The organism is Streptomyces sp. M-16 (assembly GCF_052114405.1).
Lineage (GTDB): Bacteria > Actinomycetota > Actinomycetes > Streptomycetales > Streptomycetaceae > Streptomyces.
Window position 1 is genome coordinate 43,816 of the sequence record NZ_JBFRER010000083.1, and the last position, 15,995, is coordinate 59,810.

Consider the following 15,995-nt stretch of genomic DNA (forward strand, 5'->3'; position numbering starts at 1 on the left):
CGATTCCCCCGCGGACCGCCGAACGGGTAGTCCTCCAGCCGGCCCGGGCGTCCCCCCGACGCACCGGGTCGATGCATCCATCGTGACGGGTGGCGATAAACGAACGATGAACGCGGCCGTCCATCCGGTCAGGCTCCGGCCCGGCTCCGGTCCGGGAGCGGCCCAGGGCCGGCCCGGGACCCGCATCCGCCCCGTCAGGCGGCCAGCTCCGCCGCCAACAGGGCCTGCACCTCGGCCAGTTCGGACGAACCCAGCTGCGTGAACACCGTCTCCGCGTCCCGCCAGCAGGCCTGCGCCCGGTCCGGCTGGCCGAGCCGCCGCAGCGCCTTGCCCAGCACGGTCAGCACCGTCGCCCGGCGCCACTCCCCGCCGATCCCGCGCAGCGCGATCGCCTGCTCGGCGTGCTTGGCGGCCAGGGTGGGCCGCCGGGCCGCCAGGTGCGCCTCGGCGAGCCGGAAGTGCGTCACGCCCTCCCACAGGGGCTGGCGGTTGTCGTGGAACAGCGACAGCGCCTCCCCGAGCTGCGTCAGCGCCTCGCGCAGCCGTCCGGCCTGGGTCAGCGCGATGCCCAGCGCGTAGCGGCCGTTGGCCAGGCGCAGGGTCAGGCCCATCCGGTCGTAGATGGCGATGCCCTGCTGCGCCAGGTCGATGGCGCTGGGCAGGCGGCCCAGCTCCACGTGGATCCGGGACAGGTTGCACAGGGCGCTGGCCTCGCCGATGACGTTCGCGTCGGCCCGGAAGTTCTCGATGGCCTCCAGCAGGTAGCGCTCGCCGTCGCGGTGCCGGCCCTGGTACAGGGCGATGATCCCGCGGTCGTTGGGCGCCCAGCAGCTGGGCAGCGGGTCGCCGGCCTCGCGGGCCAGGTCCATGGCCTGGCGGGCCTCCTCGTCGCCCTCGGTGAAGCGGCCCGCGACGAGGTGGACCATGGTGAGCGTGGTCCGGGCGCGGCCCTCGGCCCGAGGGTCCTTCGCCGCCCGCGCGGCCTCGCGCAGGGTCAGCGCGGCGGACTCGTACTGCTTGGAGTTGGCGCCCGACTCGGCGAGGTCCTTGGCCGCCCACAGCAGGTCCACGGCCCGCCGCAGCGCGGCGGGCCGCCCGGCCGCCTGCCGTACGCAGGCCAGCAGCGGGTCGGCCTCGGCGAACAGCCAGTCCAGGGCGGCGCGGGGTTCGGTCAGGACCAGGCCGGGGTGGCGGGTGGGGGAGAGGTGGGCCGGGAGCCGGTCGCCGGGGCGCTCGACCGCGTAGACCCGGGAGGCGGTGGCCAGGTAGAAGTCGAGGAGCCGGTCGAGGGCGGCGTCCTGCCCCCGGGAGGGCTGCTCGTCGCGTTCGGCGCAGGCACGCGCGTAGAGGCGGACGAGGTCGTGGAAGCGGTAGCGGCCGGGCGCGGCCGATTCGAGCAGGGAGCAGTCGACTAAAGCTTCGAGGAGGTCCTCGGTGTCGTGCTCGGGCAGGTCCAGGACGGCGGCCGCGGCGGAGAGGGAGATGTCGGGGCCGTCGGCGAGGCCGAGGAGGCGGAAGGCGCGCTGCTGGGCGGGCTCCAGCTGGCCGTAGCCCAGCTCGAAGGTGGCCTTGACGGCGAGGTCGCCGGCCTGGAGCTCGTCGAGGCGGCGGCGTTCGTCGGCGAGTTTGGCGGCGAGGACGGAGACGGTCCAGGTGCGGCGGGCGGCGAGCCGGGAGGCGGCGATGCGGATGGCGAGCGGCAGGAACCCGCAGGCGCCGACGACGTCGAGGGCGGCCTGGCGTTCCGCGCCGACCCGCTCGGCGCCGACGATGCGGGTGAACAGCTGCAGGGCCTCCTCGGGGCTCATCACGTCGAGGTCGACGAGATGGGCCCCGGCGAGGCCCGACATCCGGACCCGGCTGGTGACGAGGGCGGCGCAGCCCGCGGTGCCGGGCAGCAGCGGACGGACCTGGGCGGCGTCGCGGGCGTTGTCGAGCAGCACCAGGACGCGGCGGCCGTCGAGGACCGTGCGGTAGAGGGCGGCCCGGTCGGCGGCCGAGTCGGGGATGGAGCTGTCGGGGGTGCCGAGGGCGCGCAGGAAGGAGCCGAGGACGGCCTCGGGCTGCGCGGGGCGGGGGTCGGTGCCCTGGAGGTCGGCGTAGAGCTGGCCGTCGGGGAAGTGGGGCCGGGCGGCGTGCGCGACGTGCACGGCGAGGGTGGTCTTGCCGACACCGCCTATGCCCGCGAGCGCCGAGACGGCCATGACCTGTCCCCCGGCGCCCGCGAGGATCTCCCCGAGCTCGCTGACGAAGGGGGCGCGGCCGGTGAAGTCCGGGACGGTGGCGGGCAATTGCGCGGGCCTTACGGGTGCGGGGGCGGCGGCGGTGGCGGGGTCCTCGGCGCGGGCGAGCTCGGCGTCGGCGTTCAGGATGCGCTGCTGGAGGGCGGAGAGTTCGGGCCGCGGGTCGACGCCCAGTTCCTCGGCGAGGAGGCGGCGGGTGTCGGCGTACACGGCGAGGGCCTCGGCCTGGCGGCCGCTGCGGTACAGGGCCAGCATCAGCAGTTCGCGCAGGCGCTCCCGCAGGGGGTGGGCGGCGGTGAGGGCGGTGAGCTCGGAGACGGCCTCGGCGTGGTGGCCGACCTCCAGGTCCAGGTCGAGGCGGGTCTCCAGCAGTTGGAGGCGCCATTCGGCGAGGCGGGTCCGCTCGGTGTCCGCGTGCGGGCCGGGGACTCCGGCGAGGGGTTCGCCGTCCCAGAGGTCCAGGGCGCGGGCGAGGAGGGTGCGGGCCAGGGCGCGGTCGCCGGCGGAGCGGGCCGTTTCGGCGTCGGTGGCGAGGCCGCGGGCGATGCCGAGGTCGAGGGCCTCCTGGTGGCGCAGCCGGATCGCGTAGCCACCGGCGTCGCTGACGAGCAGCCCGGGGTGGAGCACCTTGCGCAGCCGGGAGGCGTACGTGCGGATGGTGGCCAGGGCCTGCGGAGGCGGGTCCTCGCCCCAGATGGCGTCGATCAGCTCGGGGGCGGTCGCGGTGCGGCCGTCGCGCAGCAGCAGTACGGCGAGCAGGGCGCGCTGCTGGGGGCTGCCGGAGGGCAGCGCCTCGGGGCCGCGCCAGGCGCGGACGGGGCCGAGGACGGCGAACCGGTTGTCGGCGGGGGAGGGCTCCGGGGGCCGTGGGGCGTGCGGGGGCTCCGCGGCGTGCGGGGCCGCGGGGGCCGGGGCGGGCGGGGCCGCGGGGTTCCCGGGAGGGGCGGGGGGCTCGGGGGCTGCGGGCACGTCGGCGGAGTTCCGGGACCGGGCTGCCTCGGGGTGGTTCCGCTGGTGCGGGATGGCCGGTATGCCGTCCATCTGTCGTCCCCCCTGCCTTCCGTCGGTTTAAGGGTCAGTCTGCCCTGTCTTGCGCGCACACGTCAGCCCGCAGCGGAGGCGGTCACTCCTCGTCACAACGGCGAGTGTAGGACAGGTAGCTGACGGTTCGTCAGATCAGCGCTACGGTGGAGGGCATGGAGACCTTCCCGAAGATCATCTCGGTGGACGACCACACGGTGGAGCCCCCTCACGTCTGGCGGGACCGGCTCCCGTCCAAGTACCGCGACACCGGGCCCCGGATCGTCCGTGCCCCCCTCAAGGAAATGACCTTCCTCGGCGGGAAGTTCGCCCCCGTCATGGGGGCCAAGGGGGACGACGGCCCGATCGGTGACTGGTGGGTGTACGAGGACCTGCACCGGCCGCTCACCCGCCTCGACACCGCGGTCGGGTACGACCGCGACGAGATCAAACTGGAAGTCATCACCTACGAGCAGATGCGCCCGGGCTCCTTCTCGGTTCCCGACCGCCTCGCCGACATGGACGTCAACCACGTCCAGTCCGCCCTCTGCTTCCCCACCTTCCCGCGCTTCTGCGGCCAGACCTTCACCGAGGCCAAGGACCGCGAGCTCGGACTGCTCGGCGTGCGGGCCTACAACGACTGGATGGTGGAGGAGTGGTGCGGCCCCGAGGCGCGGGGCCGGCTCATCCCGCTCACCCTCGTCCCGCTCTGGGACGCCCGCCTCGCCGCCGCCGAGGTCCGTCGCAACGCGGCGCGCGGGGTGCGGGCGGTCGCGTTCTCCGAGATACCGCCGCACCTGGGCCTGCCGTCGGTCCACACCGACGAGTGGGACCCCTTCCTCCAGGCCTGCGACGAGACCGGCACGGTCATCGCCATGCACATCGGCTCCTCGTCGCGGATGCCCTCCACCTCGGCGGACGCCCCGCCGGCCGTCGGGTCCACCATCACCTTCGCCAACTGCTGCTTCTCGATGGTCGACTGGCTGATGAGCGGCAAGTTCGAACGCTTCCCGAACCTGAAGATCATGTACGCGGAGGGGCAGATCGGCTGGATCCCCTACATCCTGGAACGCGCGAACGTGGTCTGGGAGGAGAACCGGGGCTGGGGCGGCGTGGCCGACAAGGTCCACCGCCCGCCGTCGGAGCTCTTCGCGGAGCACGTCTTCGGCTGCTTCTTCGACGACGCGTTCGGCCTGCGGAACCTGGACGCGATCGGGGTCGGCAACGTCCTCTACGAGACCGACTACCCCCACTCGGACTCCACCTGGCCGAAGTCCCGGGAGGTGGGCGAGTCCCAGATGGGCCACCTGGCGCCGGACGTGGTCGACCGGATCGTGCGCGGCAACGCGATCGACCTGCTCGGTCTCACGGGTGAGGGGCTCTGGGCGGGGGCTTAGGGGAAGTGTGGGACCTCCTCGACCCGCAGGAACGATATCTCTCGACGGTGGTTTTGATATCGTTTAATGGTGACCAGGGCAGGTCGCCCCGCGCTGAGGAGGTTTCCCATGGCCAGAACCGTGATCGACGTGGACGATGCCCTACTCGCGGAGGCCGCCGAGCTCTTCGGGACGAAAACGAAGGTTGCCACCGTCAACGCCGCGCTCCAGGACGTCGTCAACCGGCGTAAGCGGGAAGAGTTCCTGAAATGGCTGGCCGAGGGCGGGCTGCCGGACCTGACGGGCCCGGTGGAGCAGTCTCCGGCCGAGGCTGAACGAGTGCACGAAAGGGCAGCGTGAACGGGCGCTTCCTGATCGACAAGTCCGCCCTCGCGCGCTATCCCAAGCCGGCCGTGCACGCTGTCGTCAATCCGCTGCACACTGCGGGCGTGCTGGCCGTGTGCGGCGCGGTGGAGCTGGAGGTGCTCTACAGCGCCCGTTCGAAGTCGGATGCGGACCGGGTGCGGGCGGGTCTCGGGGCCTTCGCCTGGCTCTCGACGCCGGACGATGCGTGGGACCGTGCCTTGGAAGTGCAGGAGCAGCTCATCGTGGCGGGGAAATGGAAGGCGGTGTCCCTTCCGGATCTGATCATTGCGGCGACCGCCGAGCGGCACGGCGCCACCGTGCTGCACTACGACGGCGACTACGACATGATCGCCGAGGTCACGGGCCAGCCGACGCGATGGGTCGTGCCGCCGGGGACGGCCGACTGACCTGCCCCCGGAACGCTCAGACGGTGGCGTTCCGCCCCGCCGTCACCACCGGGCGGACGTGCTGGAGCAGCAGCTCCAGGAACCGCTCCGGGCGGCGCAGCGCCGCGAAGTGGCTCGCGTCCCCGATCAGCTCGAACGCCTTCACCGGTGCCTCGACCGCGTCGAAGAACTCCCGGACGCGGGCGGCCGGCGTGATCACGTCCCGCTCGCCCTGGAAGATGAAGAACGGCACCTCGAAGCGGGTCCCGTCGGCGCAGTCGTCGAAGTCCCCCGTCCCCTCGGTGACGGACTCCGAGAAGCCCTGCCCCTTGAAGTAGGCCTTCACCCGCCCGAGCGAGTACAGCGGCGACAGCCACAGCGAGCCCACGATCACCTTCTTCACGGTGTCCAGCGTCAGCGGGTCGCTGCCCGCGCACAGCTTGTCGTACGAGGACCGCTGCGACGAGGTCCACCGGCGGGGGTCGGACCCCATCGCCTCGACGGTGGCCACGTCCTTGGCCTTCCCCGCGGCCCGCAGTCGCTCCAGGGTGGCGTCGTAGGCGGAGGTGTCCCGGCCCGCCTCCTGGATGTTCTGGTCGGTGCCGACGTAAGCGGAGTACAGCTCGGGGTGGTTGCGGGCCAGCCGCAGCCCGAAGACCGTGCCGAAGGAACTCGGCATGAGTACCACCCGCTCCACGCCCAGCCGCGCCAGGACGTGCCGGGTGACCTCGACGGCGTCCTCGTAGAGCCGCTCGAAGGTGACCTCCCCCTGACCGTCCGCGCCACCGTGCGCGAAGGTCAGGCCGGCGCCGCGCATGTCCCAGCGCACCAGGGTGAAGTGCTTCTCCCATGACCGGGTGCGGGCGCCACAGGGGGAGTTGGCCGCGCCCGGCCCGCCGTGGATCTCCAGCAGGACGGGGTTGGCGCGGTCCTCGCCGCGCACCGAGATCCACTGCTCGATCCCGCCGATCCGGACGAAGCCCTGCTCGTCGATGCCGTCCGGCGTCCCGATCCGCATCAGCCGGGCATTGCCGACCCGGCGCACGGCCCGATGGGAAAGTGGTCACGCCCTTCCACTCTCAAGGTATAGCGGGCAGGGGGGATTGCGGCAAGGCCCCAGGTGTGCTGCAGAATCGCCAACCTGAGCCGCAGTCAAGGGAAATGGGCGTCACGGATGCGTGTGTTGTTGTCTGCGTACGATTCGCGCGGGGGAGTCGAGCCGCTCGTGGGACTCGCGGTGCGGTTGCTGGAACTCGGTGCGGAGGTGCGGGTGTGCGCGCCGCCGGACGAGGAGTTCGCGAAGCGGCTGGCGGCGATCGGTGTGGAGATGATCCCGACCGGACAGTCGGTGCGCGACTTGGTGACCGGAAAGACGCCGCCCTCGGCGGGGGGCGTGCCGAGGCGTGCGGCCGAGCTGGTCGCCGCTTTCTACGAGCAGGCAAGCGTCGCTGCCGAGGGGTGCGACGTATTGCTGGCGACCGGCCTCGTGCCGGCCGTGGCCGGGGTGAAGGCCGTCTCCGAGAAGCTGGGGATCCCCTACGTCTACGCCAGCTACCAGCCGGTGAGCCTGCCGTCCCCGCACCACCCGCCGATGGCGCGCCCGGGACGTCCGCTCGCGCCTGACGTGACGGACAACGGCGAGCTGTGGGAACAGGACGCCCGGGACGCGCAGGAGGTGTTCGGGGAGGCGATCAACACCCACCGGGTGTCGATCGGCCTGGCGCCGCTGGACAACGTCCGCGACCACGTCTTCACCGACCGGCCGTGGCTGGCCACCGACCCGACCCTGGCACCGTGGGAGCAGCCGGCGGATCTGGATGTCGTGCAGACCGGTGCCTGGGTCCTCCCGGACGAACGCCCCTTGCCGGCCGACCTGGTGGAGTTCCTGGACGCCGGTACGCCGCCGGTCTACGTGGGCTTCGGAAGCATCCCCATGCGCGATCCGCAGGACGTCGCCCGCGTGGCCATCGAGGCCGTCCGCGCGCAGGGCCGCCGCGCGGTCCTCTCCCGTGGCTGGGCCGACCTGGCCCTGATCGACGACCAGGACGACTGCTTCGTCGTCGGCGAGGCCAACCACCAGGCCCTGTTCCGCCGCACGGCCGCCGTCGTGCACCACGGCGGTGCGGGCACGACGGCCACCGCCACCTGGTCCGGCGCACCCCAGGTGATCGTGCCCCAGGGGGCCGACCAGCCCTATTTCGCCGGCCGCGTGGCCGACCTGGGCATCGGCGCGGCCCACGACGGCCCGACCCCGACGGTCGACTCCCTGTCCGCCGCGCTCAAGACCGCCCTCACCCCCGAGACCAGCGCCCGAGCGACCGCAGTGGCCGCCGCCTTCCAAGCCGACGGAGCAGCGGTAGCCGCCAGACTCCTCTTCGAAACCGCCCACCGGACCCCTGCCGGACCCTGAAGACGACGAACTCGTCCTCACACTCCGACAGGCCCCGCCGCAGTCCCTTTGGAGCCCATCCAGCACCCCAAAAGGGGCAAATACCCTGTGCTCGCGTGAGAGACCGAGGCCCCCGGACCGTGGGCGGCTTATGTCCAGCCCCAGACGGCCGCCGGACGCTATGCCGTGCGAAGCGCGTAGCGATCCGGTGCGTGTGGGAGCGGCCGGGCGGTCTGGTCGCCCTTTCATGCGGCCTGGATTCCCCGGGCCGTGGACCGATGGCCATTCGGGTCCGGATGCGGGACTGGGCGGGGAGGGGTCGGGGGTCGCTGATGTGCCCGCCCCCCCCGACCCGCCCGACCCCGTCTCCCCTTGCACCCCGCCCCGCCCCCGGGGCATGCTTCGCGAGGGCGAAGCGGGAGGGATCATGGCGGTGGACAAGCGGACCGTGGTGACGGCGGTGCTGTGTGCGGTGGCTGCCTTGGGCGCCTCGGCCGCGGTGGCCGAGCTGGTGCCGCCGCCCGACGGGGCCGACGCTCCCGTACACGCCAAGTCGGGCACGCAGTCCGGCTCGCCCACCGGGCCCCCGCGGTCGAAGGCCTCCAAACCTCAGCTCGCCTCGCCGCCGCCGGCCGCCGCGACCCCCAAGCCCGGCGGGCCCGCCGCCTTCACCGGCGCCCTGTTCACCGGCGGCCTGGACGGCGATCACTTCTGCACCGCCACCGTCGTCCGCAGCCCCGGCAAGAACCTGCTGATCACCGCCGGTCACTGCCTCATGGAGGGCGAGCAGGCGCGCGACGGCGGTGCGGTCTTCGCGCCCGCGTACGCGAACGGCGTCGCCCCGTACGGGACCTGGAAGATAGAGCAGGTCTACGAGGACGAGCGCTGGGCCGACGGCACGGACGACGACTACGACCTCGCCTTCGCCCGCGTGGCACCCGACGCCAAGGGCCGCAACATCGAGGACGTCATAGGCGGCGCCCCCCTGGACACCTCCGGCCGCGCGGGCGAGGAGGTCACGGTGACGGGCTACCCCGCCGACCGCAAGGTCCCCCGCACCTGCACGGCCGTCTCCGTCCGCCTCAGCCAGACGGAACAGCGCTTCGACTGCTCCGACTTCCCGGGCGGCACCAGCGGCAGTGCCTGGATCGGCCGCGACGGGAAGATCATCGGCATCCTGACGGGCGGGGACACGGACGACGTGTCCACGAGCACCGTCCTCGGCGACTACGCGGCGCAGCTCTACGCGAAGGCCACCGCCAAGCGCTGACCCCCGCGAGTCCGTCCACGCGCTCCCGGCCGACCGCGCGTACAGCACGCCGCAGGAGTGGCGGACCCTCCCCCGGCCGGGGGAGGGCGGGTAGCTCCCGGGCGCGATGGCGGGGACGCGGCGGCCCGACAGGATCGGAGGCGACCGCACCACCGCTTCCGGAGGGGAACACCACCGTGATCCAGTCGACCCTGCGCCGTACCGTTCCGCTCGTCCTCGTCCTGGCCGTGGCGGCGGCCGCGCCGATGGCCACCGCCACCGCTGCCGCTGCCGCCCCGGCCCGGTCGGCACCCGCACCCGCCCCCGCACCCGCACCCGCACCCGCCCCCGCACCCGCACCTTCCCCCGCCCCCTCACCCGCCCCCGGCCTCGCCGGCATCCGCGGCTGGGCCCGTATGGCGTACGGGGATCCGCGGGACGACGTCCGGATCCTCGTCGACGCGCACGGCTTTTTCGACGGCCGCGATCCGGCCGTGGCGGCGCGCTCCTGGGGGACGTTCCGCATCCAGCACTTCATGGGCGGCCCGTCCGACGGCTCCGACGGGCCGCGGCCGGCCTTCAACTGGGGTGACTTCCGGGTCGACTGCGTACGCGTCGACGGCGCCGACGTGGCCGTGACGGGCAGGCTCGTCGACGCCGGACCGGACTGGCAGGAGTTCCTGCGCCGTACGCCGCCCGCCCGGATGGGGGTGAGTTTCCACGTCGCCGCGCCGGGGACCGGGGAGACCCGGATCGGGATCACGGCTCCGCCCCCGGCCGGTGCACCGGAGCTGGCGCCCTGCGCGGCCGGGCCCGCCGACGCCGGTACGACCGCGGGCGGCTACACCCTCATGGACACCCGCCGCCGGTCCGGGTGATCCGGGAGGGGCGCCGGGGCTACGCCAGGAGCCCCAGGTGGACCGGTTCGGCCGGGGTGTCGGCGAGGAGTTCGGCCAGGCGCGGGGGCCAGAGGGGTTCGCCGAGGGTGGCGAGGCGCTGCGGGGAGAGCCACTGCCAGTGGATGTCGGGGGCTTCCAGGCGCGGTTCGCGGCGGGGACCCGTGGTGACGTAGATGTGCTCGTGCTGGCGGACCGGGACGCCCTGGTGGGTGAAGTCGTGCTCCCAGGTGCACAGCAGCCGCTGCGGCTCCAGGTCGGTCCACCCGGTCTCCTCGCGCAACTCGCGCCGCACGCACTCCTCGGGGCTCTCGCCGGGATCGATCCCGCCGCCCGGCGGCAGCCAGTGGATGCCGACTTCGACGTTGTTCTCCCGGAACAGGAACACCGATCCGCTGGGGGAGAGGACGACAATGCGCGCTGCCTGACGAGGAGTTCTCATCAGTTCAGGGTACGTCCGGGCCCCTGCGGGCGGGAGGGGGCGGCGGGGTCGTCGGGGCCGGCGGGAGGGGGGCCGACCGGTCCCGCCGGCCCCCCTCGCCCCGTCCGCCCCGCCCTCCCCTCCCCAGGGGTCAGATGGTGACGCAGATGCCGTCCTCGATGGTGCGGCCGTCGCGCTCCAGACCGCCGCAGACGAGCTTGGCGCCGGCCTGTTCGTATCCGACGCCCCACCGGTGGGAGGCGGCGGTGACCCGTCCCGAGCGGAACTCCCCCCAGTAGGCGCGCAGGACACCGGGGTTGCCGTCGCGGGTCTGGACGGTGATGTCCTGCACGAACCGGTTGTGGTGTGCCGTCATGACGCAGATGTACTGACCGCACTGGCTGTCCACCGCGGCGTTGGCGGGCGATGCCCCCACGAGGGTGAGGGCGAGGGCGGCGAGCACGGTCGCGGACTTCCGCATGACAGATCCTCCTGAATCGGGACGGCGCGCACCCCCGTGCGGCCGGCCCGCCCAGTAGATCGCCCCGTGGCCCCGGGAAGGCCGTTCCGGCCGTCATTTCCCCTGATCAGGTGGCCTTTGCCGTCTGATCATGCGACCGGCGCGCCGACCGAAACGTTCCTTCCTCGCGCTCGCCCTCTTCGCCGTCCTGTCGGCCCGGCTCGCCTGGGCCCCGGCCGGGGTGCTGACGGTGTCGAACACCGGGCCGGTGATCGTCCGGGGGCAGCCGCACGGCGTCGGGTCGGCGTCCGGTCGGCGTCGGGTCGGTGTCCGGTCAGCGGAAACGAAGATCGCCTCCTGTACGGTCGGTTCAATGAGCAAGCACGCCCGAGCCCGCTCCCGTGGCCGTACCCGTACGCGCTCCCGTTCGGCCGCCCGCCGGCCGCGGGCGTTGACCGCCGTCGCCACCTTCGGCCTGCTGGCCTTCGGCGCCGGCTGGGTGCAGGCCCTCCACGAGCAGCCGGGGGCGCCCGTCCCGCCGGTCCGCTCGGACTCCCGCCCGCAGACCCCCGACCGGGCCGCGCGCGACGCGCACCGCCCCGACGGCCGCCACGGGCTGCCGGCCTCTCTCAGCGACGCGGCCCGCGCCCGGATCCCCGCCGAGTCCCGGCAACTGGTGCTGGTCACCGGCAGGGCGAAGGACTCCTCGGAGTCGGACGTCACCCTCTACACGCGGGCCACGGCGGGCGCCGACTGGACGGCGGCCGCGCACTGGCCCGCCCGCAACGGCGCCAAGGGCTGGTCCGGCGAGCGCGCGTACGGGGACCTGACCTCCCCACAGGGGGTGTTCTCCCTCACCGACGCGGGCRGTCGGTTGCCCGCGCCGCCCGGCACGAAGCTCCCGTACGACCGGGACGCGGCGTTCGTGGCCGCCGGCCGCGGGGTGAACGGGGAGTCCCTGGAGGGCTCCTTCGATTATGTCGTGGCGATCGACTACAACCGCCGCCAGGGCGTTTCCCCGCTCGACCCGGCCAAGCCGGACGGCGAGCGCAAGGGCGGGAACATCTGGCTCCACGTGGACCACGACGGCCCCTCCCAGGGTTGCGTCGGCCTCCCGAGGGAGGCGATGCGCAAGCTCCTGGAGACCCTGGACCCGGCGGCGCACCCGGTCATCGCGATGGGGCCTCCCGGCTTCTGAGCAGCAGGCCGATGTAGACGAGGTCGAACACGCAGCACAGCACGCCGAGCCCCAGGACGAAGCCGGAGCCCTCCAGCACCCCGAACAGCACGGTCGGGGCGAGCGTGCCGAGCCACTTGGCGACGGCGATGAGCAGGGACTGCCCGCGCGGACCGCGCCGGGCGACGAAGAGCGCGATGAACAGCCCGGACATCAGCAGGTTCTGGAGGAACGCCGAGTAGCGGGTGGCGTCGTGCGTCCCGAACCGGGCGAGGAAGAGCCACTGCACGGCGAAGCCGGTGGCGAACAGGAGCGCGCTCCAGGCGGCGAACAGCGGCCGGGTCACGAAGCCGGGCAGCTCGGCGCGCCCGAAGCGCAGGTACGTGTACACGATCACGAGGTCGGCGAGTGCCCACACCACGTTGACCACGCCCTGCGCGGACACACCGGTGCGGAACTCGTTCACGGCGTAGGTGGTTTCCCAGGCGAAGTTCAGCGCGAGCGCGGCGACGGGCATCGCGTACGTCCGGTCCCGCAGCCCGACACGGATCGCCTCCACGTAGACGACGGTCCAGGCGAGCCCGCTGACGAGCGTGAGCATCAGTTCCACGCGCCGCACCCTAGGCGCTGCGGGCCGGGTGCGGAACGGGGCTCGGGGCGCGGGCGGGTAGGACCGGGCGGATCGCCCCCGCCTCTTGCCTGACGGTCCGTCAGCTACGACGATGGCCCGGCACCGGCACAACGCACCGGCACAACGCACCGGTGCAACGCACCGGCACAGCCCACCGCCGGCACAGCGCGCCGGCACAGCGCGCCGGCACAGCCCACCGGCACAACGAACCAGCAGACGAAGGCGAGGCGGGCCCGCCATGGCACGCGTGTTTCCGGAAGGCCGGCTGGCGTACGGGATGCAGCTCCCCGTCCAGTCGCAGAGCACCCTCTACGCCGAACCCTGGGAGGCCTCGGCCGGCGCCGCCGACCTCGCCGAAGTGGCCCGCGCCGCCGACCGGGCGGGCTTCGGGTACCTCGCCACCTGCGATCACGTGGCGATCCCGCGCCGCCTCGCCGGCCCCATGAGCACCATCTGGTACGACCCCGTCGCCACCCTGGCCTTCCTGGCCGGGATCACCGAGCGCGTCCGGCTGCTGAGCCACGTCGCGATCGTCGGGCTGCGCCACCCGCTCGTCACCGCCAAGCAGTACGCGACCCTCGACCACCTCAGCGGCGGCCGCCTGATCCTCGGGGTCGGCGCCGGGCACGTCCAGGAGGAGTTCGAGGCCGTCGGCGCGGACTTCCCCCGCCGGGGCGCCCTGCTCGACGAGACCCTCGACGCCCTGCGCGCGGCCCTCGGCCCCGACGAGTACCCGGAGTTCGAGGGGGAACGGTTTTCCTTCCGGGACCTCGGCCAGCTGCCGCGGCCCGCCCAGGAGCGGATCCCCGTCTGGATCGGCGGGTCCTCGCCCGCCGCCCTCCGCCGGGCCGCCGAGCGCGGCGACGGCTGGCTCCCGCAGGGCGATCCCCGCGAGAAGCTCCCGGCGCAGATCGCCCGGATCAAGGAGCTGCGCGCGGCGGCCGGGGTCACCGGCCCCGTCGAGTTCGGCGCGATCACCGAGGCCCTCTACGTCGGCGAGCCCGGGTGGGCCACCGGCCGCCGGGTCCTGACCGGCAAGGCGGAAGCGCTCGCCGAGTCGCTGCGGGAGTACCGGGCGCTGGGCGTGGACCAGATCCAGGTCCGTTTCCGCAGCCGCGACCGCGCCGAACTGACCGACCAGATCACCGCTTTCGGGGCCGAGGTGGCCCCCCTCCTCAACGACTGAAGGGTGTAGTGGCCATGGGAAAGCTGGACGGGCGCGTCGTCCTGATCACCGGTGCGGCGCGCGGCCAGGGCGAGCAGGAGGCACGCCTCTTCGCCGCCGAGGGCGCACGGGTGGTGCTGGGGGACGTGCTGGACGAGCAGGGCGCCGCCGTCGCCAAGGACATCGGCGAGGACCGTGCGCGGTACGTGCGGATGGACGTGAGCCGGGAGGAGGACTGGGCGGCAGCGGTGGCCGTGGCGAAGGAGGCCTTCGGCCCGGTCAGCGGCCTGGTGAACAACGCGGGGATCCTGCGCTTCAACGAGCTGACCGCGACCCCGCTGGAGGAGTTCCGGCAGGTGGTCGAGGTCAACCAGGTCGGGGCCTTCCTCGGGATCAAGACCCTCGCCCCCGAGATCGAGGCGGCGGGCGGCGGGACCATCGTCAACACCTCCTCCTACACGGGGCTGACGGGCATGGCGTACGTGGGCGCGTACGCGGCGACCAAGGCGGCGATCCTGGGCCTGACCAGGGTCGCCGCGCTGGAACTGGCCGAGAGGAACATCAGGGTCAACGCCATGTGCCCGGGGGCGGTGGACACCCCGATGGCCAACCCCGGGCTCCTGGACCCCGCCGGGATGACGGACGAGGCCCGGGACGCGATGGCGGAGCTGTACAAGCGGGTGGTCCCGCTGGGGCGGGTCGGCCGGCCGGAGGAGATAGCGCGTCTCGCCCTCTTCCTGACCGGCGACGACTCCTCGTACATCACGGGCCAGCCGTTCGTCATCGACGGGGGCTGGATGGCCGGGGTGAGCATCCTCTGAGAGTTTCTGATGGGCCGTCAGGTAGAGGTATTGACGGTCCCGGCCCGCGGTGGAACAGTCGGACCCATCAAATCTGACGACATGTCAGAAACCTAAGGACGGTGAACCCCCTTGGAATTCGGGCTCTTCGTGCAGGGATACGTGCCTGAGGCGCGGTCCAAGGTCGACCCCGAGGCGGAGCACAAGGCGCTGCTGGAGGAGACCGAGTACGTCATCCAGGCCGACCAGTCCGGCTTCAAGTACGCCTGGGCCTCCGAGCACCACTTCCTGGAGGAGTACTCGCACCTCTCGGCGAACGAGGTCTTCCTCGGCTACCTCGCCGCCGCGACCGAGCGGATCCACCTCGGCTCGGGCATCTTCAATCCCCTCGCCCCGGTCAACCACCCGGTGAAGGTGGCCGAGAAGGTCACCATGCTCGACCACCTCTCCAAGGGCCGCTTCGAGTTCGGCACCGGACGCGGCGCGGGCAGCCACGAGATCCTCGGCTTCATGCCCGGCATCACGGACATGAACCACACCAAGGAGATCTGGGAGGAGACCATCGCGGAGTTCCCCAAGATGTTCCTCCAGGAGGAGTACGAGGGGTTCCAGGGCAAGCACTGGTCGCTGCCCCCGCGCAAGGTCTTCCCCAAGCCGTACGGCAAGGCCCACCCGGCCATGTGGTACGCGGCCGGCTCCCCCTCCTCGTACGCGATGGCGGCGAGGAAGGGCCTCGGCGTCCTCGGCTTCAGCGTCCAGAAGGTCTCGGACATGGAGTGGGTCCTCGACCAGTACAAGACGGCGATCCGGGAGGCGAAGGCCATCGGCGCCTTCGTCAACGACAACGTCATGGTCACGTCGACGGCGATCTGCGCCGAGACCCACGAGAAGGCGGTGGAGATCGCGGTCAACGCGAACATGAACCGCTTCCAGTCGCTGGTCTTCCGCTACCACGACACGTTCCCGCGCCCCGAGGCGATCCCGCAGTGGCCCGAGACCCTCCCCGAGTACAACGCGGAGATCATCGAGCTCCTCATCGCGGAGGAACTCCTCATCTGCGGAGACCCCTCGGAAGTCCGTGCCCAGTGCAAGCGCTGGGAGCGGGCGGGCGCGGACCAGCTGTCCTTCGGCCTGCCGACGGGGGTGTCGAAGGAGGACACGCTGACCACGATCAAACTGATCGGCGAACACGTCATCCCCCACATCGACACGGACCCGGTCCACCGCACGACCCGCTTCCGCCAGTCGGCCTGACCCTCCGGGGGTTACCCGCCCCTCCCCACCCGGACCSGGCACCGGGCCCACCGGACCGGGCACCGGGCCCACCGGACCGGGCACCGGGCCCACCGGACCGGGCACCGGGCCCACCGGACCGGGCACCGGGCCCACCGGACCGGGCACCGGGCCCACCGGACC

15 protein-coding genes are annotated in these 15,995 nt (G+C 72.9%); 10 read left to right on the plus strand and 5 right to left on the minus strand.

Annotated elements, in window-relative coordinates; all coding sequences use genetic code 11:
- Positions 1–194: 194 nt before the first annotated feature.
- Positions 195–3,284, minus strand: coding sequence for a BTAD domain-containing putative transcriptional regulator (locus AB4039_RS29620; RefSeq protein WP_442272235.1), 3,090 nt, complete (start codon positions 3,282–3,284; stop codon positions 195–197).
- Positions 3,285–3,439: 155 nt separating this feature from the next.
- Here AB4039_RS29620 and AB4039_RS29625 point away from each other — a divergent pair, with 155 nt between their 5' ends.
- From AB4039_RS29625 to AB4039_RS29635, 3 genes are all read left to right on the plus strand, one after another.
- Positions 3,440–4,660: an amidohydrolase family protein gene (locus AB4039_RS29625; RefSeq protein ID WP_442272236.1), complete on the plus strand. Its 1,221-nt coding sequence runs from the start codon at positions 3,440–3,442 to the stop codon at positions 4,658–4,660.
- Positions 4,661–4,768: 108 nt separating this feature from the next.
- Positions 4,769–4,999 carry a type II toxin-antitoxin system VapB family antitoxin gene (locus tag AB4039_RS29630; protein WP_266840962.1) on the plus strand — a complete coding sequence of 77 codons (231 nt, stop codon included), beginning with the start codon at positions 4,769–4,771 and terminating at the stop codon, positions 4,997–4,999.
- On the plus strand, positions 4,996–5,412 hold the full coding sequence (locus AB4039_RS29635; RefSeq protein ID WP_266840963.1) for a PIN domain nuclease: 417 nt from the start codon (positions 4,996–4,998) through the stop codon (positions 5,410–5,412). The genes AB4039_RS29630 and AB4039_RS29635 overlap by 4 nt, the downstream gene beginning before the upstream one ends.
- Positions 5,413–5,428: 16 nt before the next feature.
- Here AB4039_RS29635 and AB4039_RS29640 read toward each other — a convergent pair whose 3' ends face one another.
- A complete protein-coding gene (locus AB4039_RS29640) occupies positions 5,429–6,436 on the minus strand; it encodes an alpha/beta fold hydrolase (RefSeq protein WP_442272237.1) in 1,008 nt (335 codons plus the stop codon).
- Between the two features lie 129 nt (positions 6,437–6,565).
- Here AB4039_RS29640 and AB4039_RS29645 point away from each other — a divergent pair, with 129 nt between their 5' ends.
- From AB4039_RS29645 to AB4039_RS29655, 3 genes are all read left to right on the plus strand, one after another.
- Positions 6,566–7,801 (plus strand): glycosyltransferase, encoded by a 1,236-nt coding sequence (locus AB4039_RS29645; RefSeq protein WP_266840965.1) that lies wholly within the window; start codon positions 6,566–6,568, stop codon positions 7,799–7,801.
- A 406-nt stretch (positions 7,802–8,207) separates the two neighbouring features.
- Complete coding sequence (locus AB4039_RS29650) at positions 8,208–9,050, plus strand: trypsin-like peptidase domain-containing protein (RefSeq protein ID WP_266840966.1); 843 nt, start codon at positions 8,208–8,210, stop codon at positions 9,048–9,050.
- Between the two features lie 176 nt (positions 9,051–9,226).
- Complete coding sequence (locus tag AB4039_RS29655; protein WP_442272238.1) at positions 9,227–9,907, plus strand: hypothetical protein; 681 nt, start codon at positions 9,227–9,229, stop codon at positions 9,905–9,907.
- Between the two features lie 19 nt (positions 9,908–9,926).
- On the opposite strand, the gene AB4039_RS29660 is transcribed toward AB4039_RS29655, so the two are convergent.
- Together AB4039_RS29660 and AB4039_RS29665 are read right to left on the minus strand one after the other, a co-directional pair.
- Positions 9,927–10,367: an NUDIX hydrolase gene (locus tag AB4039_RS29660; protein WP_442272239.1), complete on the minus strand. Its 441-nt coding sequence runs from the start codon at positions 10,365–10,367 to the stop codon at positions 9,927–9,929.
- 130 nt (positions 10,368–10,497) lie between these two features.
- Positions 10,498–10,827, minus strand: coding sequence for a hypothetical protein (locus AB4039_RS29665; RefSeq protein WP_266840969.1), 330 nt, complete (start codon positions 10,825–10,827; stop codon positions 10,498–10,500).
- Positions 10,828–11,179: 352 nt separating this feature from the next.
- Between AB4039_RS29665 and AB4039_RS29670 the strand changes: the two genes are divergently transcribed.
- On the plus strand, positions 11,180–12,004 hold the full coding sequence (locus AB4039_RS29670) for a L,D-transpeptidase family protein (protein ID WP_442272240.1): 825 nt from the start codon (positions 11,180–11,182) through the stop codon (positions 12,002–12,004).
- On the opposite strand, the gene AB4039_RS29675 is transcribed toward AB4039_RS29670, so the two are convergent.
- The gene (locus AB4039_RS29675) at positions 11,976–12,593 is read right to left on the minus strand and encodes a transmembrane-type terpene cyclase (protein ID WP_442272241.1); all 618 of its coding nucleotides are present in this window, start codon (positions 12,591–12,593) and stop codon (positions 11,976–11,978) included. The two genes, AB4039_RS29670 and AB4039_RS29675, sit on opposite strands and share 29 nt — an antisense overlap.
- A 259-nt stretch (positions 12,594–12,852) precedes the next feature.
- Between AB4039_RS29675 and AB4039_RS29680 the strand changes: the two genes are divergently transcribed.
- The 3 genes from AB4039_RS29680 (at position 12,853) to AB4039_RS29690 (ending at position 15,833) form a co-directional block, all read left to right on the plus strand.
- Positions 12,853–13,800 carry an LLM class F420-dependent oxidoreductase gene (locus tag AB4039_RS29680; protein WP_442272242.1) on the plus strand — a complete coding sequence of 316 codons (948 nt, stop codon included), beginning with the start codon at positions 12,853–12,855 and terminating at the stop codon, positions 13,798–13,800.
- Positions 13,801–13,814: 14 nt separating this feature from the next.
- Complete coding sequence (locus tag AB4039_RS29685; protein ID WP_266840972.1) at positions 13,815–14,600, plus strand: glucose 1-dehydrogenase; 786 nt, start codon at positions 13,815–13,817, stop codon at positions 14,598–14,600.
- 111 nt (positions 14,601–14,711) lie between these two features.
- The gene (locus AB4039_RS29690) at positions 14,712–15,833 is read left to right on the plus strand and encodes an LLM class flavin-dependent oxidoreductase (RefSeq protein WP_266840973.1); all 1,122 of its coding nucleotides are present in this window, start codon (positions 14,712–14,714) and stop codon (positions 15,831–15,833) included.
- Positions 15,834–15,995 lie beyond the last annotated feature (162 nt).